Genomic DNA, 21,210 nt, shown 5'->3' with positions numbered 1-21,210 from the left:
TACTAATGAACGTTAAAAAAGCTCAATCCTTTGTCACTCAAAACGCGATCTATATCGTATTGGTACTGCTGATCATGGGTATTATCATCTATGAGCCAAGCTTTATGTCCATCAATACCCTGCGTGACGTCCTGATTCAATCATCTACACGTGTAATTATCGCTCTGGGTGTGGCCTTTATTCTGATCACAGCCGGTACGGACTTATCCGCAGGCCGGGTTGTCGGATTCACGGCGGTGATCTCTGCTTCGATGCTGCAGATACCTGATTATTCACGCCGGTTCTTCCCTGATCTGCCTCAGGTGCAGGTATGGCTTCCAATCCTGATCGCTATCGTTGCCGGTCTTCTCTGTGGTCTCGTGAACGGGATTATTGTCTCCAAGCTAAATGTTCCGCCATTCATTGCTACACTCGGTACGATGCTGATTGTATACGGTTTGAACTCCCTGTACTTTGATATGGACCCGAACCAATCACAGCCGATCGGCGGTCTGCGTCCTGACTTCACCAAGATAGGCTCCGGTTTTATAGGTGAGGGAAAATATTCTATACCGTACATTGTCATCATAGCCCTTGTAGTCGCCGCCATCGTGTGGGTGCTCTTCAACAAAACCAAGCTTGGTAAAAACATGTACGCTATCGGCGGCAACATGCAGGCTGCCAAGGTATCCGGGATTAACGTATCCAAGAACCTGATCTACATCTACGCTATCGCTGGTGCCCTGTACGGTCTGGCTGGTGTGCTTGAGGCTGCCAGAACAGGCGGCGCAACAAACAACTATGGTAACATGTATGAGCTTGATGCCATCGCGGCTTGCGTAGTCGGCGGCGTGTCCACTACAGGCGGTATCGGTACGGTGCCGGGCGTTCTGGTCGGTGTTATTATCTTCACCCTGATCAACTACGGTCTGACCTTTATCGGTATCAGTCCTTACTATCAATTGATTATCAAAGGTCTGATTATCATTGCGGCGGTATCGTTTGATATGCGGAAATATTCGTCGAAGAAGTAAGCGAAGCAACAACAATAACTACTTGTGGTGATTGGGGCGTGGCTACGGTGAGTGTTTGGGCTTTCGGCCGCTGTTAGGTTTGGATTTCCTGATTTAAACCGCTGGTCGCGGTAGAAATCCAAACCTAAAGGCGGACGCATTCGCTCCTACAGCTCCAAACCTCCCCTCCGCCACTTGCATCACCTTGGGATAGTCCCTCCCCGCTTCGCGAGGGGGAGGGGAAGTATAAAAAGCGTTTGCTGGATATCCGGCAAACGCTTTTTTGGATTTTGAGAAGTCTCGACCGACAGCCTAAGGATAACTACTTGCAGGTTGTTCTTATTTTTTTCTGGAAAATACCGATATACAAATCAGGAATTGAATAGGAGATTTGGACGAGATGACAACTTCAATAATCAGCAAATACAAGAACATTGAAAGTTACTTCAAAGATGAGTTAGGAATACGGTTAGTAAAACCAAAAGGCATTCCGCTGGCAAAATTAGAACTCGCCAAGGAGAAGTTGCTTCTCAAAAGTGAGAGTGAACTCAGAGTACTAAAAGCAGATGCCAATTCTTTAGGTGATTGGGTAAAAGCTATAACAATTTTATTTACTGTACTTGGACTTGTGTTTACGATGACTACAAGTGTAATAACAAGTACTAATGAGAGTTATGATGCTATCGATAACTCAATAACTGATGCTGCTAGAGATTTAATTGTAGAACAAATTCGAGTAGCTGATGACCCTGTTTTAAGAAACAAACAAATTGGGGATGCATATAACGCAGCTGCAAAGATTAAGCGTGAAAGAATTGCTAATAGTTATACGATGAAAGCAGTGGTCTATCTTATGTTTATTTTCTTCCTACTGATATGTCTAATTTATTTCAATTTTATTGCAAAAAAAAGCTTCGCTTTGAGTAATATAATTAATGAAACACTTGAAGAGAAGAAAGTAATATCGTTACTCGAGAAGGAACTAAAGAAAGAAAATGAAGCACAGGATAAGCAAATCAACCAGGATATATTTAAAGAGAAAGTTAGAATTGAAAAATTAAGACAAGAACGTCTTAATAAGAAATATAGTAAGTAATCGCAAAAAGAAACCCAAGCTCTTTATATGTCTTGGGTTTTTCGACAAGCAAAGCGTTTGCTGGGGTATCCGCAAACGCTTTTTGGCTTTAAAAAACTGTCTCCGCTACTTCGTATCTGGAGGCGGTACCTCAATCCCAATATGCGAATAAGAGGCGAAGTCGAACAAACCCCGGTCTGTTAGCTTGAGCGCAGGAATGACCGGCAGGGCCAGGAAGGATAAGGTCAGGAAAGGATTGAAGTGATCCGGTGCACCTATCTCACGAAGGGCGGCGTACAGCTGCTTCATCTCGGTATAGACCTGTTCATAGCCCTGCTCGGACAGGAGTCCTGCTACCGGAAGCGGGAGGGAGGCAAGAACTTTACCGCCGCATACTACAGTCAGTCCGCCGTTCATGGCTTCGATGTGGCGGATGGCGGTGAGCAGATCCAGATCCGAGACTCCGGCGGCGATGATATTATGCGAATCATGAGCTACGCTTGCCGCGATGGCACCTTTGGAGAACTGAAAGCCTTTTACGATACCCAGACCGATATTCCCGGTCCGGTTATGTCTTTCCACGACAGCTAACTTGAGCTGATCCTGCTGAACGGAAGGGGTGAAGCAGCCATTCTGCACCTGAACCTGTTCCTTGAGGTGGCGGGTTACGATTGAGTTTGGAATAATTCCGATAACATTGCAGTAGCCGGACTCTAGATGGATTGAGAGATCACCGGTTTCCACATTGGCCAGGCGGCAGCTCTCGGCAATTGAACTTTGAACATCAGCTGCTGTATTTTCTGTGAAAGCTCCTGTAACCAGCCTTCCATGGTCAACAACACATTCGCCTTGTTTGAAGACCTGAGAGATGGAGAGTGAATTGAGATCGTCCAGCAGCACCAGATCCGCCCGGTATCCAGGTCCAATGGCGCCTCTGTCTTGGAGTCCGAAGCATTCCGCTGTGTTCAGCGTTGCCATCTGGATGGCTGTGATGGGATCAAGGCCTTTGCTGATGGCAAGCCGGATGTTGTGGTCCACGCTGCCTTCTTCCAGCAGATCATCAATTAATTTATCGTCGGTCACGAAAAGGCAGCGTCTGGCATTCTTTGCAGTAACAGCGGGCAGAAGGGCTTCCAGATCCTTGGCGGCGGTTCCTTCACGGATCATTAGATACAGGCCCAGGTCAAGGCGCTGTTTGGCCTCTTCGGCATGGACACATTCATGATCTGTCCGGATGCCAGCCGAACGGAAGATGTTAAGGTCCTCCCGGGCAATCCCGGCAGCATGCCCGTCGATCCGCTTCCCTTGGTCAAGTGCACCGGCCAGCTTATCCAGCATCCCGGTATCAGGCCCGGCCAGCGCAGGGAAATCCATCACTTCAGCCAGTCCCAGCACCATGGGGTCCGCATACAGCGGATTGAGGTCAGCGGCCTCCAGCCTGGCTGCACAGCTCTCGAACTTCGTTGCCGGCACACAAGAGGGCAGCATGACGTAAATATCCACCGGCAGGTCTCTGGAGCGCTCCAGCATGTATTTAATACCCTCTACCCCGGCCACGCTGCCGATTTCGTGCGGATCGGTGACTACTGCTGTCACTCCGTGCTGCAACACCACTTTGGCAAATTCCCGGGGAGTCAGCATGGAGCTCTCAATGTGTACATGCCCGTCGATCAGGCCGGGAATAATCCATTTTCCGGAGGCGTCTGCCGTCCGTTTGCCTTCATAGGAGCCGATTCCTGCAATATACCCATCCACAATGGCAATATCACCCTCCATAAGCTCACCAGTAAATACATTGACTATGGTTCCGCCTTTGATTACAAGATCGGCCGGAATTTGCTTGCCTGCCACCTGAATGCGTTTTGTGAGCAGGGACTGCGTGCCGTTGTTCATAGGTTTCACTTCCTTTTCTGTTTTAAGGTATGCCAAAAATCCTGATCGCAAAAAAATGCACACCGGCATTCTTTTGTAATCAGGATTTTACGGTTCCTGGTAGAGACCCTCGGCCCTTATCGCCGAAGTTATACAAAAATGTTATGTCTATAGTATGCGAGGAAGCCATGAATTTCAAGATCACACCACATGTCATATACAACCTTGCCTGCTTAGGCACATAAATCCGCCCCTGCCCATATCCTGTAGGCATAAGGCTTTGGTAAAGGGGAGCGAATGGATGCTGAGGATCAAATTGAATGAGCTGGGTAAAGGCTGGGATACCGGCCTTGTCCAGACTGAAGTATGGCGGTGGGACGGAATCGGCTGGAACGAGTGCATTCCCCAGCAGGAAGAGGATTTTATCCGGGCAGATGACGAGCTGTTCGTAACGATCCCCGCGGTAGAGGGATTGTACCGGGTGGACTATTTCCGTAAACCTCCCGAACCGCAGATTGTTCTCCCAGAAGTAGAAGAGAGCGCGCTGAGGGCTGATCTGTTGCACCCTGCGCCTTTCAAGCTGAAAGAGGGCACGTTGTGGGGGTACATCAACAATGAAGGCCGGACAGCCATTGAGCCCAGATACGATTATGCCGAGGATTTTCAGCCGAACGGTTTGGCTATAATACAGCGTAAAGATAGAACCGGGTTGATTGACAGCACCGGCAAGGAGAAAGTAAAGCCCGTCTATTCCTTTATTGCCCCCTTTTCCGAGGGCCGGGCTGTAGTCTCCGATGCGAAGGGGTATACCCTGATTGACGAAAAAGGCAAAGAGGTCACCTCCGCCCGCGCAGACTATTTGAATTCGATTCATGAAGGCCGGGCGCTTTTTTCCAGACAGAGCACCACAGGCACTTCCCGCTATGGCTACTGGGATGCGCAGGGTAAAGAAGTCCTGCCTGCCGTATATGAGGATGCTGGTGATTTTATGGGGGGGACGGCACTCGTCAAAATCAAAGATGGAGAGTACGGATTGATCGATCCGCAGGGAGCGGTATTGCATTCTTATCACTATCCGTTTGTGGGGTATCCGGGGGACGGTCTGCTGGCGTTTCAGGCAGAAGAGAACGGCAAATACGGCTATCTCCGCACGGATGGAACTATTGCAATCCAGCCGCAATTTACCGCTGCACTGCCTTTTTCCGGGGGCCGAGCGGTCATCAATACAGCAGCTAATTATGGCAATGCCTATGGGCTGATTGATATGAAGGGACTACAGATCATCCCGGCCACCTATTACGAGGTGCTGCAGCTTGGCGAGGATCGCGTTGCACTCGGGACCCCTCTGGATGCTGCCCGGCCTTACATCGGGTCTCGTTATGTCATCGCAGATGCGGTAACTGGAAGGATTCTCAGCAATCATCCCCTGCTCGGTGTGAACAGTTATCAGAATGGCCTGGCGTCCGTATATGATGCCAAGGAGACCTATTTTATCAATAAAAGCGGCCAAAAGTCCGCCCAGCCCCCTGTTATCCCTGGTGCTGGCACTCTGTCCTTCAGCGGCAGTCTGATCCGGGCGGATGTAGATCAGCGCACATCTTATTATGACCGCAGCGGCAAACAGGTATGGAGACAAAACAGTGTGATTCCGCTCCGGCCGCCGTATTCCGTATTGGAGAAAAAATATAAGCCGAACAAAGACTATCTGGTCTATTATCCCGTGGTGGAAGGCATTGCTATTACGGATGTGTCCAGAGGAGTGAACGACAAGCTGCGCAGTCTTTCTCTGGCTGAAGGTGCAGGGACAGGCGGTGCGGCCCAGGATTTCAGCTATACCGGTGATTTTAACGTATCCTTCTTCCGTAAAAATCTCCTGGTCCTGGAGCTGAACGGGTATCGCTTCCCATTCGGAGCAGCACACGGCATGCCGACAAAAATCTATACGCATATCAATCTGCGGAACGGTAAATTTTACAGGTTGGTTGATTTGTTCAAGCCGGGCAGCAAATATGTGCAGAAGCTCAGTGATATTGTCGGCAAGCAGATTGCGAATGATCCCCAGTATTCCTATGTATTTCCCAATACCTATAAGGGCATTACCGCAGACCAGCCGTTTTATGTGGATGAAGAGGCACTATATCTGTATTTTGCCCCTTATGAGATTGCGCCGTATGCTGCCGGATTTCCTACATTCCGTATTCCTTATGCGGAGATTATGGGACTCATCTCAACCGAGGGGGAGTTCTGGCAGTCTTATCACTAAGAGGAGTTCTGCCCTGTTCCAGTATATAATGTAAGAAAATTTAAATTAATATATACGGCTGCCGTTCCAGAAGGAGCGGTGTTGCCGTTTTTTTGGGGAATACAAGCCTTAGACAGTCTGCCGCTAGACGGGACAAGCGGTCTGAACTCTACTAATCCCCAGAATTTAGAAGCGCACAGCTCATAGATTTGTGTTACAATGACTGAGGAACAAATTACAACTTTGTAATATTTGATTCAGCGACTCTTGGCAGAAGACCAAACTACAACAAGAAAACAAGGAGATGGCAGAATGAAGAGCAAGTCTTTAAGAGCAGTGATTGGAGGAAGTGTAGCGGCTGTTATGGCGCTTAGCCTCTCTCTTCCATTACAAGCAAATGCAGCATCGGAAACTCAGACAGTGACCATAAAGACCACTAGCTTTGCACAATTTATGGAATATCTGAAACAATACAGCACAAACGGCTTTTCGTTGGATGGTTCCACGGTAACCTTTACGAATCCTCAGCCTGTTATTGTTACAAAACCGGCAGCAGCTGCTCCAACAGCTACAGCGAAGCCTGCCGCTACACCAGCGCCTGCGGTTCAGCCCGTAACGCCTGTGGCAACACCAGCACCAACAGTTAAACCCGTCGTCCCAGCCAAACCTGTAGCAACACCAGCACCAATAGTGGCAGATACGTCCGGAACTGCTGCATTTACCCAGCAGATCGTAACGTTGGTCAACAAGGAACGCGCAGCAGCTGGATTATCTCCTGTAGCAGCACTAGCTAGCCTTAACAAAGTAGCAGCAGCCAAGGCAACAGATATGCGTTCGAACAATTACTTTTCCCATACGTCTCCGACGTACGGTTCACCTTTTGACATGATGTCATCTTTCGGCGTGACTTATCAGTACGCAGGTGAAAACATCGCCATGGGACAAAGAACACCACAGGAAGTCATGACCGCTTGGATGAACAGCACCGGGCACCGGGCCAACATACTAAGTGCGAATTTCAATTATATCGGTGTCGGCTTTGACAATAACTACTGGGTACAAGAATTCATCGGCAAGTAAACTTCAAAAGCTTCAATCTCTGCAAGGCATAACGGCTCCTCTTTCAATCCTAAGAGAAACCGCAGCTGTCTCAGCAGTTAACCGTTCTCCGGCGCAGCCGGGGAGCGGTTTTTTTAAGCAATCATGTTTATATTTCTTCTGAAACGGATACAGTCCTTTGAAGAGTAGTATCCGCTTCCATTTGCATTCAGTATTTGCAAATTGAACATAGAAGAATTATGTTTATCTACATAGTTAAGAAGTTTGTAAAATGTGGAACAATACAGAATAGATTAGCACACGGAGGGATAGCTTTGAACGATTCCAAATGGACCTGGCGCGCAGTCAGCTTGATTTCCATAGCGGCTACAATCATTTTAATCGTCGGGTTTGTGTATGCGGTAAAAGATGTGCTGTACCCAAAAGGAGCAGCCACACTAACTATTCTACCGGAGCAGACTGCTGCTCCAGTCTCTGCTGCCGGAGAAACGATTAGAATAGCGGCAATAGGCGATTCCCTGGCGAAAGGTACAGGCGATAATGAAGGCAGCGGGTATGTGAAGCGCACGTTAGACGGCTTAACCGCAAAAGGAAGTAAGACGAGTCTGATCGGCAATATGGGGATCAACGGTCTGACAACAGCAGGGCTACAGAGCAAGCTGCAGCAGGAAGGTGTGAAATATGCGCTTCGCCAGTCTAACGTGATACTGGTGTCCATAGGCGGGAATGACCTTTTCAGAGGGGCTGACCTTTTGGGAAGCGGCAGTGAAGGCCAGCAGATTTCGGTACCGGATACGGAAGGTCAGAAAGCTGGAAGCATGGAGAAAGGCTCAGGTGTAAGTACAGGTGCGGGTATTGCAGAAGGGAATGATAAGATATCTCCTGATTCCCTGCTGGCAGCATTGCCTGAAGCGGCGAAACGGCTTAATACCATTCTCGAACGTATTTCAGAGATTAATCCTGAGGCGCAGATCTATTATCTGGGACTCTATAATCCATTTGGAGATGTTCCTGAGCTGCTCGTACCTGGTAACCAAGCGGTAACGGCCTGGAATAACGCGGCGATGGATATTATTAATAAGCATAGCAACATGACGCTTGTTCCCACCTTTGATTTGTTCAACCGGCATCTGGACAAGTATCTGTCGAGCGATCATTTCCACCCGAATGGCGACGGGTACCAGCGGATCAGTGAGCGGGTCATTCAGGCATTGCAATAAGCCGGGCATTTGTCAACAGGGCAAAATAATCAACAGAAGGGAGCTGCAAGGAATATGACAACCAACCCAAGAGACGGCTCCGGTACAGTAGTGCTGTCAGTCGACAGTGTCCGCAAAAAGATCGGGCGCAAATGGATTATTGATGATGTAACCTTTGATGTGCGTGAAGGTGAAATATTTGGTTTTCTCGGTCCGAATGGGGCTGGCAAAACGACGACTATCCGCATGCTGGTAGATTTGATCCGACCCAGCGAAGGGAAAATCACCGTATGCGGCTACAACGTGAACCGTGAGCCTGAAAAAGCGCTGCAATATGTCGGTTCCATTGTAGAGAATCCAGAGGTCTACACCTATCTGACCGGATGGGAAAATCTGCAGCATTTTGCCCGGATGCAGCCGGGAGTAGGTAAGGACCGTATCGCCGAGGTAGTCGACATTGTCCGGCTGGATCAGAGGATACATGATAAGGTAAGTACGTATTCCCTTGGCATGCGCCAGCGGCTGGGTATTGCTCAGGCACTCCTTGGACGCCCCCGGCTTCTGATTCTGGACGAACCCACGAACGGGCTGGATCCCAAAGGAATCAAGGAACTGCGTGAATTCATCCGGCGGCTGGCCGATGAAGGTCTTGCCGTATTTGTGTCCAGCCATCTGCTGAGCGAAATTCAGCTGCTCTGCGACCGGGTAGCCATTATCAGCAAAGGACGGGTGCTCGCCGTGGGCGGAGTCGATGATCTGGTTGCCCAGAGCTCACCATATGTGCTGTGGGAGCTGGATCCGTTGAGCAGAGCAAAGAACCTCCTTGGCGGCCGCCCGGATATTTCAATACTGGAGCTGGACGAAGTGACTCTGGATGATTCCGTTATTGCCGGCATGGGGGCCAATTCCCTGATCACTGTAATGGAAGAGGATTTGATTCCGGAGATTGTAGCCGTACTTGTTACAGATGAGGTGGAAGTACGGGCTGTGCATAAAATCAACCCAACACTGGAACAGCTATTCTTGAAGTTAACGGAAGGTGAAACTATTGACTAGCCTAATGCCGCTCATCCGCAATGAGTGTCTGAAGATTATTAAAAAGAAGCGTTTCTACATTATTCTGCTTATTCTGTTTGTTCTTGTACCTATGTTCACCTACGCGCAGATGCGGATTGCGGAGCGCAGCCGGGATAAGTTCAACTCCGACTGGAGACTGGAGGTTCAGCAGCAAATCACAGATAATCAGAATTCACTCGGCAGTGACCGGATCCCTGAGGAGTGGAAGTCTTACCGGAAAATATTTGTCCAGCAGCTGCAATATTATCTGGATCACGATGTGAATCCGAATGAGCCTAGCGGTGTAACCTTCACCCGTGAGTTTCTGGACAATTCGGTATCCTTGTTTATTCCGCTGCTGATTATGGCTGTAGCCTCCGATTTGGTCTCTGGAGAACGGACCACCGGAACCATCAAGATGTTGCTGACCCGTCCGGTGAAGCGCTGGAAAGTGCTGTTCAGCAAAATGGCGGCGCTGCTGATGTTTGTCTCAATGATTGTGCTCTCGACCTTTCTGATCAGCTATCTGGTTTCGGGTCTTGCCTTTGGGTATAAAGGATTTAATGTCCCTGTCTTTACGGGGTTTCAGCTGAATGGGGATACAGTGGATATGTCTACCGTGCATGCTGTGCCGCAATGGAAATATTTGCTGATGCAGGGCGGACTGATCTGGTTCGTGAGTGTAGTTGTTGCTCTTCTGGCTTTCATGGTATCGGTGCTCGTGCGAAGCACAGCCGCGAGTATTGTAGTGATGATGGCGGCACTGATTGCCGGCACCATATTGACAAATATGGCTTCAGCGTGGACTACGGCCAAATATTTATTTATGGTCAACCTGGGCTTGACCGGCTATTTGTCCGGATCGCCCGCCCCTATTGAGGGGATGACACTGTCCTTTTCTATGGGGGTGCTAGCCGTTTGGGGAATTCTTTCGGTGATCATTTCATTCGCCGTCTTTACGAAACGGGATATTTTGAATTAGAATGTACAAAGTGAACCAAAACGTTTGTTTGCATTTCGCAGATAGAGAAAGAAGGAGGAGCATGAATGCTCGAACAGATCGATATGTTTGCAAAAGTCTCCAAGAACGGCGATACCGCCCGGACTGGATACGATGCTGACGACATTCAGGTGCTCGAAGGTCTGGTTGCAGTACGCAAACGGCCCGGCATGTATATCGGCAGTACGAGTGCCTCGGGACTGCACCATCTGGTATGGGAAATCGTTGATAACGCCGTAGATGAGCATTTGGCCAAATTTTGCTCGAAAATTGATATTACACTCCGCAAGGACGGCTCGGTGACCGTAATCGACAATGGACGCGGAATTCCGACCGGCATGCACAAGACAGGAGTGCCCACACCGCAGGTGGTATTTACGATTCTGCACGCGGGTGGCAAATTCGGAGGCTCAGGCTACAAGAAATCCGGCGGTCTGCACGGCGTAGGAGCTTCAGTAACCAATGCCTTGTCCGAGTGGCTGGAAGTAGAAATATACCGTGATGGCAAGATCCACCGGCAGCGCTTTGAATATTGGGTGGACAAAAGCGGCAAAGAACATGTCGGTGAGCCAGTGACCGGACTAGAGGTTTTGGGGAATACCAATAAGACCGGATCGAAGATCACCTTCAAGCCGGATATTCGTGTCTTTCCAAACGGCATTGCCCTGAACTATGATACGCTGGCTGAACGGGTGCAGGAGATCGCCTTTCTGAACTCCGGGCTGCGCATTAATCTGAATGATGAACGCAGCGGCCGGCAGGATGAATATTTTTATGAAGGCGGGGCCAGCCAGTTCGTACAATTCCTCAACGAGGGCAAGGACGTACTGCATGATGTAATCCACTTTAGCTCGGAAAAAGACGAAATTGAGGTTGAAGTGGCCCTGCAGTACAATGCCGGGTATACCGAAACTATTGCTTCCTTCGTTAATTCGATTCCTACCCGCAGCGGCGGCACGCATGAGACAGGCTTCAAGACAGCCTATACCCGGGTTCTGAATGATTATGCCCGCCGGACACAGCTGCTTAAGGAAAAGGACAAGAACCTCGAAGGTAATGATCTGCGCGAAGGTATGATGGCGGTTATCAGTGTCAAGATGTCCGAGGTGGAGTTCGTCGGCCAGACGAAGGATCAGCTCGGAAGCGCGTCTGCCCGCAGTGCGGTAGATTATATTGTATCTGAGAATATGGCGCGTTTTCTGGAAGAAAATCCGCAGGTGGCACAGAGTCTCCTGAAGAAGTCGATCCAGGCCTCCAAGGCGCGGGAAGCTGCGCGTAAAGCCCGCGATGAAATCCGCAGCGGCAAAAAACGCAGTGAAAGCTCGAACCTTGGCGGCAAGCTGTCGCCTGCACAGTCCAAAGATGTGACACGTACAGAATTGTTCATCGTCGAAGGCGATTCTGCAGGTGGTTCTGCCAAGCAGGGACGGGACTCCAAGATTCAGGCGATCCTGCCACTGAAGGGCAAACCGATGAACTCGGAGAAGGCGAAGCTGCTGGATGTGCTCAAGAACGACGAATTCAAGGCGATTATTTCCACTATCGGTGCGGGAATCGGACCAGAATTTGCCGTGGAAGACAGCAATTATTCCAAGATTATTATCATGACCGATGCCGATACCGACGGTGCGCATATACAGGTGCTGCTGTTGACCTTCTTCTACCGGTATATGAAGCCGCTCATTGATGCCGGCAAAGTCTTTATCGCCCAGCCGCCGCTGTATAAGCTGACGCGCAAATCGGGCAAGCTTGAGACCGTGCGCTATGCTTGGAGCGACGAGGAACTGGCGAATTACCTGAAGGAATTCGGCAAGAATTTCGAGCTGCAGCGCTACAAAGGACTTGGCGAAATGAACCCGGACCAGCTGTGGGAGACCACGATGAATCCGGAGTCACGCAATTTGCTCCAGGTGCAGATCGAGGATGCTGCTAAGGCGGAGCGCCGTGTATCCACGCTGATGGGTGACAAGGTCGACCCGCGCAAGCGCTGGATTGTGGAGAACGTCGATTTCACTGAGATTGAGGAATAGCAGAATCTGTTGGAATTGAACGTTTCCGTGATTTGTCCGTCCCGCTGCTCAGCGGCAGGATATCTAAGAGGTGCTGCGGTTTGAGCGCGGCATATATTGTATTTAGTGGTAAGTGACGAATACTTCCGCTGTTTTTATTTTTTGGTGATCCTTTTATGCGCAGCAAAAGGAATATTCTCTGGTTTTATCTTTGCCAGGTTCTATAGAATAAAGCGAAGCTTATTGGGTGGAAAGTAACGAAGGGGAAGTTTGGAACTGTAGGAGCGTAGCGTCCGCCTTTAGGTTTGGATTTCTACCGCTTACAGCGGTTATAATCAGGAAATCCAAACATAACAGCGGCCGTAAGTCCAAACATTCCCCGTAGTTACGCCGGACACCAATCGGCCCAGTTTTACCTTTGAACATTTCAGGCAACAAATCCTGAAGAATTTCTCTCCAGCGCAGCCGCCAGGTATCACCAATCATTAAAACGCGGACAGATTGAGGAACAGAAGGTGAGCGAATGAGCAGTTTATCAGAACAGTTTTTGCCGGCTTTTCTGGAAGAGGTCGTCGGTGACCGCTTTGGCCGGTATTCCAAATATATTATTCAGGACCGGGCGATTCCGGATGTCCGTGACGGGCTGAAGCCTGTGCAGCGCCGGATTCTGTACGCCATGTACGACTCCGGTAATACCCCGGACAAACCGTACCGCAAGTCTGCCAAAACGGTAGGGGACGTTATGGGGAATTATCATCCGCATGGTGACTCTTCTATCTACGAAGGTATGGTGCGCATGGCTCAGCCCTGGAAGATGGGCCACGTGCTTATAGACGGACACGGGAACTGGGGCTCGATGGATGATGACCCGGCAGCAGCGATGCGTTATACAGAAGCGCGGCTGTCACCGATCGCGATGGAGATGATGCGCGATATCGAGAAGCGTACGGTGCTGTTCAAGGATAACTTTGACAACACAGCCAAAGAGCCAGTCGTGGTGCCCTCCCGTTATCCGAATCTGCTGGTCAATGGGACCAGTGGCATTTCGGCCGGCTTTGCAACGGAAATTCCACCGCATAATCTGCGCGAGGTGATTGACGCGTGCATCGCAGTTATGCAGAAGCCCGATATTGAACTGGAGGATATCATGACCTTTATCAAAGGCCCTGATTTTCCGACAGGCGGCACGATTATGGGCGGCGACGGTATCATGGATGCTTACCGCACGGGTAAAGGGCGCATCTACTTACGCTCCAAGACCGAGATTGAAACGCTCCGGGGCGGGAAGCAGCAGATTGTGATTACCGAGGTGCCGTTCCAGATCGTCAAATCCCGGCTGGTTACTTCAATGGAGAATATCCGGCTGGAGAAAAAAATCGAAGGCATCGCCGAAGTCCGCGATGAGAGCGGACGTGATGGCCTGCGGATCGTAGTCGAGCTGAAAAAGGAGGCGGATGCCCAGGGTATCCTAGCCTATCTGCTCAAAAAAACAGACCTTCAGGTCACATATAATTTTAACATGGTGGCTATTGTCAATAAGTCTCCGCAGCAGCTTGGTCTAAAAGCCATCCTGGAGGCTTATATTGCCCACCAGCGCGAGGTGGTTACCCATCGCACGCGGTTCGATCTGGAAAAAGCTGAGGACCGTGCCCATGTGCTGGAAGGGCTGGTTAAAGCACTGAACATTCTGGATGAGGTCATTGCCGCCATCAAAGCCTCGAAGAACCGCCAGGATGCCCAGAATAATCTGGTCTGGATGTTCGGCTTCAGCGAAAGACAGGCAGACTCCATTCTCACCTTGCAATTGTACAGACTCACCAATCTGGAGATCCATTCACTCCAGAAGGAGCTGGACGAGATGCACGCGCGGATCGCAGTCCTTCAGGGGATTCTGGACAGTGATAAGAAATTGATCGCTGTCATCCGGAAAGAGCTTATTGAAATCCGCGACAAATACGGTATAGACCGCCGCTCCCTCATTCAGGGTGAAGTCGAGGAGCTTAAGGTCAGCCTTGAAGTGCTCGTGAACGCCGAGGATGTCCTTGTAGCGCTTTCGGCTGACGGGTATATCAAGCGTACCGGCATGCCATCCTTCACACGTTCAGGCGGTGAACGTCATGCTTCGGGCGTGAAGGAAGGCGACCATATCATCAAGCTGATGGACCTCAATACCCGGGACAGCCTGCTTGTGTTCACCCGTAAAGGGCAGTATTTCCTGCTGCCGGTGCATCAGATACCGGAGTTCAAGTGGAAGGACCCCGGAACAGCGATTGTGAACGTGATAGCTCTTGCCAAAGGTGATGGAATTATCACCATACTCCCAGTCGTCAATATGGAGGATACTCAGGCCAGCCTGGTCTTCATCACCCGTAAGGGGCAGGTCAAGCGTACCGAGCTCAAGGAATACTCCACAAGCCGTTCAGGGGCTGTTGCGGCATGCAAGGTGGCTGATGGAGATGAGATCATCACAGTGGCCCTGAGCAGCGGTGACAAGGAGATCGTGCTGGTGACCCGTGAGGGCATGAGCATCCGCTTCCGTGAGAGCGAAGTGAACCCTATGGGCCGTGTGGCCAGTGGGGTAAGGGGAATCCAATTGCGTGAAGGAGACGAAGTGGTCTCTTGCTTCTGGGTCAGTGAAGATGAAGGCGAAATTCTGTCGGTAACCGAAATTGGCTATGCCAAACGTACCCTGCTGCTGGATTACCCGTCCCAGAGCCGTGGCGGAAAAGGGTTGCCAACCTTTGAATTCAAAGAAGGCAAGCGAGTCCGTCCGAACGGCAGCAGAATTTCAGGTGCCTTCTATTGCCGCGAACCGCTTGAACTGGTGGCATTAACCCGTGATGGCTCAATGTATACCTTCTCCTCTGAATCGGCTCCGCTCAGCGAACGGCGTTCGATAGGCAAGCAGTTGGTGTCTGTTGAGAAAAAGGACGAGATTATAAGCCTCTACCCGGCAATTAAATAGTTATATACTTCATAATGACTGCAAGTTATGAAGAAATTAAACGGTGTCCCGAATCTCCTATGGAGAATAAGGACACCGTTTTATAATACATATGCCATACACTTATCCTAGTTCAAAGGATGCATTTATGCATGGCTTGGGGTTATTTATTTTTTCCTTTTGCAGGAAATGGAATTTTTCTCGCGAAAATGTAGATATGGGGACCCGAAAAGATACCATCCTTATTGATCAAGTAGAACCGGCTTCGCCGTCCTTATAGGGACGGTATTCGTTTCAGCGAGAAACGTAAGGGAAATTTATTGTGTGAAACCTATACATTCTTATATTTCGAGAAAGGAAGGAATACATGTGCACTCCACTGAATTCAGTAAGATCTGGCATAAAATATTAAAAGATTATAAGTTACATATGGACAGCAAGCTTGCCCCTACACTTACAGACGCCCAACTCACTGTACTGGAATTACTGCAGGAACGTGACGCGATGAAGCCTTCTGATCTGACCCCGCATCTGGCGACTAGCCCTGCAGCAGTAACGATGCTGCTGGACCGGATGGAGAAGCATGGGCTGATTGTCCGGGAACGTGATGCTGCTGACCGGCGAATTGTATGGGTAAGCATTACAGAGACAGGCAAGAAAGAGACCGAACGCGGACTTCAGATCCGCAGTGATTTTTTTGCTGAGGCACTGGACCCCATCTCCTCCCATAATCAGCAGCTTCTCCTGTATCTGATGGGGAAGATGGTGGTGACACCAACTCCAGCACCAACACCGGCACCCGAGGGCTCAACACCCTGACCAGTCAGGGTTCTAGAAAACCGAAAGCACTTATCCATCATTGTTGTTGCCCCATGTAACTTCTTCTGACCGCTACGGACCGTACAGCCTTTATTTTCGCTGTGGAGTACATCTAGCTAGACTTACGGACCGTAGCGCGCTTAATGCCCCTCTATCAAGCCTGTTCCAGGTGATGAACCGTACATAACCGCAATGCCTTTTACATGATATAAGCGGGCAATCAGCCATGGGATGCCTATATGCTCATACAAAAAGCAGGCTTCCGTTACCGGATGGCCTGCTTTTGTGTATGCTGCGACCACAAACTCCAGGGATGAGTCTGCGGCGGCAGTGAGATCAGTTCAACTTCTTCTTTGGTGACGGGATGCGGGAAGCCTACAAGTGCAGACCACAGAGCAATCTGCTGGCCGGGCTTGTTCACAGCGGCCCCGTATTTCTGATCACCATATAAGGGACAGCGAATGCCGCTGAGCTGTACACGGATCTGGTGGGAACGTCCGGTGAGCAGGTCGATCTTCAACAGACTGTAGCCCTCAGCACTGCCGAGCACCGTATAGTCCAGAATGGCTTCCTTACCGCCGGGTGTCCCCTTGCGGACAATCGTCACTGTATTGGTCTTGGCATCCTTAAGCAGAGTATGGACCAGACGGCCCTCCGCAGCCGGAGGTTTGCCATGGACCACAGTCAGATAGACTTTATGGAAGCTGTGGGAACGGACGCTCTCGGACAACCGCGAAGCGGCTTTGGAGGTCTTGGCGAAGATCATGGCTCCTCCAACCGGACGGTCCAGCCGGTGAACCAGGCCCATATATACATTGCCAGGTTTATTGAAACGCTCTTTGACATCTTCTTTGAGCAGGCTGAGCAGATCAGGATCACCTGTTGCGTCCTCCTGCACCGGAATATTGACGGGCTTTACGATGCCAAGCAAATGATTGTCTTCGAAGAGGATCTCAAACCGTATGTTTCCGTTGCTGGAATCCCCGATTGAACCGGGTGTCATTCCTGACATGGCTTACGCCTCCCAGCGGCCCAGAATACCGCAAGGCAGGTTCATTCCGGAAGCAGTAATCGGCAGGCCGATTTCACCGGAGGTTAGCTTGCCTCCATAGCGTTTGCCCATCGTCATCGAGAGCATGTTGCGCAGAACGGTTGGAGAAATACCGGTCGTGTAGGAGTTGATCAGCATGAACAGCGGTCTGTCGCTCATAATCTCCATGCAGCTCTCCAGGAACGGATACAGGCTTGCCTCCAATTTCCACATCTCACCGCCCGGGCCTCTGCCATAAGAAGGCGGGTCCATGATGATCGCATCATATTTACTGCCGCGGCGCTGTTCGCGCTGAACGAATTTGAAGACATCGTCGGTAATGAACCGGACCGGACGTTCTGCCAGACCGGACAGCTGTACATTCTCCTTTGCCCATTGGACCATGCCTTTGGCGGCATCCACGTGAACGACAGAAGCTCCTGCGCTGGCCGCAGCAACAGTAGCCCCACCGGTGTAGGCAAAAAGATTGAGCACGGAAATCGGACGGCCCGCTTCAACGATCTTGTCCATCATCCAGCGCCAGTTGGCTGCCTGTTCGGGGAATAGTCCGGTATGCTTGAAGTTGGTGGGACGCAGGTGGAAATTCAGCTTCCCGTAGCTGATTTTCCAATCGTCAGGAATAGTCTTCTTCATTTCCCACTGTCCGCCTCCGGCGGAGCTGCGGTGATAATGTCCATGCACATCGCGCCATTTTGCCGTCTCATTCGCAAGCGGCCAGATGATTTGCGGGTCCGGACGGCGCAAGATGATATCTCCCCAACGCTCCAGCTTTTCTCCGCCGCCAGTATCGATTACTTCGTAGTCCTTCCAATCACTTGCTATATACATGATTAATCCATCCTTCAAAAAGTCATTTAGCCTTTATTGTACAACATTTTGCCTTCCAGCTACAATTAAAATGGTTGCAAAGCTTCGACTATTCTCATTTTGCCCCAATACTTCTTTGTGTATAATATTACCAAATAATTGAAGGGAACCAGGGACAGCAATATCCGCAAATAAAAAATCCGCAGAGGAATATGAATGGCTGTAATTCTGGCGCTTCTGGCAGCGATTGTGTATGATCAAAGAATTAAATGAATGGAGGGGGAATCGGATGTTTGACCTTTCCCAGCTGTATTATCCGATTACGGCAAAACCCGCCGGAGCCGGTGAGGTACTGCCCTGCAAGGCATTGCGGCCATATATCCGCTGCTTCTGGGGAACTGCAGCCCTGCCAGAGACGAGAGGACTCGTACCGAAGACCGCCCTCAATGGCGAGCCAATTTCTTTATCTCTGGAGCCGGAAGTGATTATCCCGGATACGTGCATGGATATTATTTGGGAATGGGATGAGCGTACGGGGGAATCCGAAGGGGTTTTTTGCGGGATCAATGATGCGCCGTTTGAAGTGGGACAAGCCACGGAGTCAACCGGCAGAGTGTATTTCGCCATCCGTTTTCATTTCTGGGCCGTGCATTTGTTCGCGGATGAGCACCTTAGGGATGTTCTTAATGTTCATGTTCCGGTGGAGCAATATTTCGCTTCTTTTCGCAAAAAACTGGGATACAGGCTGGCCGCTTCCCTTACATACGCAGAACGTATCGCTGTGGTGGAGAATTATCTGCTGCAGCGTCTGGAACGGACCGTGCATAGCCGGGATAGCTTGCTGAACGCAGTCTACAGTATTCTTAAGCAGAGAGGTGTCGTTGATGCCAGAGAGCTTGAGAGCACTGCGGGGGTGAGCAGCCGTCAACTGGAGAGGCTTTTCCGCGAGTACATCGGCCTTTCTCCGAAAAAGACAGCAGATCTGGTCCGCTTTCAAAATGTATGGCTTGATTTATATCGTTCACCTCCGCCAGCAAGGGCGATGCAGGATATGGTATATGATTACCGCTACAGCCACCAGTCGCATATGATCAACAGCTTCAAGAAATTTGCCGGCAGAACGCCGCTGGAGGCTTTGGCTTATGCGCGGAGGTAGATGTCGTTTTTTTGCAATACAAAAATGGCAGCAGCGGGTAAACTGTTGTCAGCGGGCCATTGTGCTGCTGGAAAATAATCTTTAAGGAGTGCGATCCGATGATTTCTTCTTTTGAAGGCATTAACCTGTATACCAAGGATACGGCCGCTTTGGCCAAATTTTATGCTGAACTGCTGGGGGTTCCGGTTCCTTTTGAGGGATTTGGCAATTATGACGGCGCGAAGATCGGTTTTGGCCAGGGACAGCCGGGGCTGATTATCTGGGATGAGAACAAATGGGGCAAGCTCACCACCGGCGTTGTTAACCTGGTGTTCTCCTGCAGTAGTCTGGACGAGACCTATGAGCAGCTTAAAGCGCGGGGTCTGGACTGTCAGCCTCCGGCCACCATGGAGTATGGGGGAAAAGAAATGAACTTCCGTGACCCGGACGGCAATGGGATTACGCTGCTTGAAGGCGCTTATTGAGCAGGACATACCATTTGTGAAAAGCATACGATCGAAGTGTTGAACGCGGGCTCTATCCGGAAAAGGAACCGGAGGCCCGTTTTTTTGCGTGTTTAATATTGACAATGAGAATCATTATCAAATAAAATGAAGGAAGTAATACTTGGTTTAAATTTTAACTTGTAATAATCGTATATACATTGTGTTTACTTTGGGAGGAAACCATACATGGCTAAGGTGCTTGTAGCATATGCCAGTTTGACTGGCAACACAGAAGAAATTGCTGAACTGATTGTGGAAGGGATACGCCAGGCCGGAGGTGAGGCTGTTCTGAAATCGGTCACTGACTGCAATGCGGATGAGATCAAAGCCTATGAGGCTGTACTGTTGGGGGCATATACCTGGGGGGATGGCGAGCTGCCGGATGAGTTCCTGGATTTCTATGAGGAGATGGATGACCTGGATTTGACAGCCTGTAAGGCTGCAGCCTTCGGAAGCGGAGATACGGGCTATGAAATTTACTGCGGTGCCGTGAATCAGATCGAGGAGAAACTGAGAGAGCGCGGAGCAGAAATTGTACAGGAAAGCCTGAAGATTGAATACGGGCCTAACGCAGCGGAAAAAGAAGCCTGCCGCAGCTTTGGCCGCCAATTTATCGAAACCTGCGCGGCGGTATCTTAAGAATGGGCGGCGCGGCGGGGAGCAGGCTAGCTGGGAAACGCGATGCATATGCCGTACAATACAGCCGGTTGAATGATTTTCGTATGGAGCATATTATGCTGGGAGGAGCGGAAATATCCGGCAGCGGACCTTCCACCGGGCTGCCGCGCTGGAGGCAGCAGGTTCAGTATGCGGTGGGACACACGCTTAATGATTTCTACAGTCTTGCACCCGAAGTGCGAAGTGAAACGCCGATTCAGTTCCTGCTGGAGCGGCGCTGGCCGCCCAAAGGGGATGCTTTTCCATCGTTGCTGCACTATTGGGAGGTTAAGACTGCCGTCGCCGATGAACTGATGCGGATCGTCAGTGTGAATCATCTGCAGGAGGTTCCGGTGCTGCTCTATGAGCAGTGGCATGTACCGGTACCGGTGCTTGGTATCGAGCTGGCGATGATTTTTCAGCTGGCCTGGCACTCTATGGTCCCGGGACGCTGCCTCAGCATCCAGAAATTCATGGTGAACGGAAATGAAGACGTAATCACCGGATTTTTGCATATGGCTAATGTGTTCTGCCATCAGGCTTATGGAGTGCCGGCCGAGAAGGTAGAGGTCTATTCTCTCTTGGACAGCCGCCGGTATATATTTGATGGTGCGGGAATCCCGCTCCAGGAATCCATGGATTATGTGCGGCTGTTGTCCGTATTCCTGGGGCGGGAGGAGTCTGCAGCGAAGCTGCTGAAATACGGAGTGCGCAAAAGCGAACAGGAAGAGCTGGTTCACCGGGGGTATGGGCTGATGTGAGCGGGAGTCTGCCTGCAGTATAGCCT

17 protein-coding genes and 1 riboswitch are annotated in these 21,210 nt (G+C 50.3%); of the genes, 14 read left to right on the top strand and 3 right to left on the bottom strand.

What is annotated here, in order from left to right:
* Window positions 1–5 precede the first annotated feature (5 nt).
* Complete coding sequence (gene mglC, locus A3849_RS31405) at window positions 6–1,013, top strand: galactose/methyl galactoside ABC transporter permease MglC (protein WP_074114957.1); 1,008 nt, start codon at window positions 6–8, stop codon at window positions 1,011–1,013.
* 379 nt (window positions 1,014–1,392) lie between these two features.
* Window positions 1,393–2,088 (top strand): hypothetical protein, encoded by a 696-nt coding sequence (locus tag A3849_RS31400; protein WP_074114956.1) that lies wholly within the window; start codon window positions 1,393–1,395, stop codon window positions 2,086–2,088.
* 105 nt (window positions 2,089–2,193) lie between these two features.
* On the opposite strand, the gene ade is transcribed toward A3849_RS31400, so the two are convergent.
* Window positions 2,194–3,960, bottom strand: coding sequence for an adenine deaminase (gene ade, locus A3849_RS31395; protein ID WP_074114955.1), 1,767 nt, complete (start codon window positions 3,958–3,960; stop codon window positions 2,194–2,196).
* Between the two features lie 56 nt (window positions 3,961–4,016).
* Window positions 4,017–4,116: riboswitch (purine riboswitch) on the bottom strand.
* 124 nt (window positions 4,117–4,240) lie between these two features.
* Here ade and A3849_RS31390 point away from each other — a divergent pair.
* From A3849_RS31390 to A3849_RS31355, 8 genes are all read left to right on the top strand, one after another.
* Window positions 4,241–6,202 carry a WG repeat-containing protein gene (locus A3849_RS31390; RefSeq protein ID WP_074114954.1) on the top strand — a complete coding sequence of 654 codons (1,962 nt, stop codon included), beginning with the start codon at window positions 4,241–4,243 and terminating at the stop codon, window positions 6,200–6,202.
* Between the two features lie 291 nt (window positions 6,203–6,493).
* A complete protein-coding gene (locus A3849_RS31385; protein WP_074114953.1) occupies window positions 6,494–7,261 on the top strand; it encodes a CAP domain-containing protein in 768 nt (255 codons plus the stop codon).
* A 293-nt stretch (window positions 7,262–7,554) separates the two neighbouring features.
* On the top strand, window positions 7,555–8,460 hold the full coding sequence (locus tag A3849_RS31380; protein ID WP_074114952.1) for a GDSL-type esterase/lipase family protein: 906 nt from the start codon (window positions 7,555–7,557) through the stop codon (window positions 8,458–8,460).
* 54 nt (window positions 8,461–8,514) lie between these two features.
* Window positions 8,515–9,495, top strand: coding sequence for an ABC transporter ATP-binding protein (locus A3849_RS31375; protein WP_074114951.1), 981 nt, complete (start codon window positions 8,515–8,517; stop codon window positions 9,493–9,495).
* A gap of 4 nt (window positions 9,496–9,499) precedes the next feature.
* Window positions 9,500–10,477: an ABC transporter permease subunit gene (locus tag A3849_RS31370; RefSeq protein WP_372237821.1), complete on the top strand. Its 978-nt coding sequence runs from the start codon at window positions 9,500–9,502 to the stop codon at window positions 10,475–10,477.
* Between the two features lie 65 nt (window positions 10,478–10,542).
* Complete coding sequence (parE, locus tag A3849_RS31365) at window positions 10,543–12,525, top strand: DNA topoisomerase IV subunit B (RefSeq protein WP_074114949.1); 1,983 nt, start codon at window positions 10,543–10,545, stop codon at window positions 12,523–12,525.
* Between the two features lie 502 nt (window positions 12,526–13,027).
* Complete coding sequence (gyrA, locus tag A3849_RS31360; RefSeq protein ID WP_074114948.1) at window positions 13,028–15,469, top strand: DNA gyrase subunit A; 2,442 nt, start codon at window positions 13,028–13,030, stop codon at window positions 15,467–15,469.
* A gap of 348 nt (window positions 15,470–15,817) precedes the next feature.
* Window positions 15,818–16,267 carry a MarR family winged helix-turn-helix transcriptional regulator gene (locus A3849_RS31355; RefSeq protein WP_074114947.1) on the top strand — a complete coding sequence of 150 codons (450 nt, stop codon included), beginning with the start codon at window positions 15,818–15,820 and terminating at the stop codon, window positions 16,265–16,267.
* 265 nt (window positions 16,268–16,532) lie between these two features.
* Here A3849_RS31355 and A3849_RS31350 read toward each other — a convergent pair whose 3' ends face one another.
* Entirely contained in the window at window positions 16,533–17,270 is a 738-nt protein-coding gene (locus tag A3849_RS31350; RefSeq protein ID WP_143191959.1) for an RluA family pseudouridine synthase, read from the bottom strand.
* Window positions 17,271–17,282: 12 nt separating this feature from the next.
* Window positions 17,283–18,146, bottom strand: coding sequence for a class I SAM-dependent methyltransferase (locus A3849_RS31345; protein ID WP_074114945.1), 864 nt, complete (start codon window positions 18,144–18,146; stop codon window positions 17,283–17,285).
* A gap of 268 nt (window positions 18,147–18,414) precedes the next feature.
* On the opposite strand from A3849_RS31345, the gene A3849_RS31340 reads away from it, so the two are divergent.
* The 4 genes from A3849_RS31340 (at window position 18,415) to A3849_RS31325 (ending at window position 21,184) form a co-directional block, all read left to right on the top strand.
* Window positions 18,415–19,281, top strand: a complete 867-nt coding sequence (locus A3849_RS31340) for a helix-turn-helix domain-containing protein (protein ID WP_074114944.1) — start codon at window positions 18,415–18,417, stop codon at window positions 19,279–19,281.
* A 98-nt stretch (window positions 19,282–19,379) separates the two neighbouring features.
* Window positions 19,380–19,745 carry a VOC family protein gene (locus A3849_RS31335; RefSeq protein ID WP_074114943.1) on the top strand — a complete coding sequence of 122 codons (366 nt, stop codon included), beginning with the start codon at window positions 19,380–19,382 and terminating at the stop codon, window positions 19,743–19,745.
* 207 nt (window positions 19,746–19,952) lie between these two features.
* Entirely contained in the window at window positions 19,953–20,405 is a 453-nt protein-coding gene (locus A3849_RS31330; RefSeq protein WP_074114942.1) for a flavodoxin, read from the top strand.
* 2 nt (window positions 20,406–20,407) lie between these two features.
* Complete coding sequence (locus tag A3849_RS31325; protein ID WP_074114941.1) at window positions 20,408–21,184, top strand: hypothetical protein; 777 nt, start codon at window positions 20,408–20,410, stop codon at window positions 21,182–21,184.
* The last annotated feature ends 26 nt before the right edge of the window (window positions 21,185–21,210 follow it).

Origin of the sequence: Paenibacillus sp. P46E, from assembly GCF_001909095.1 — a bacterium.
In the GTDB taxonomy this organism is placed as follows: Bacteria; Bacillota; Bacilli; order Paenibacillales; family Paenibacillaceae; genus Paenibacillus_AQ; species Paenibacillus_AQ helianthi.
Note: the sequence above shows the minus strand (reverse complement) of the source record. Positions and strands in the feature narration are given on the sequence as shown.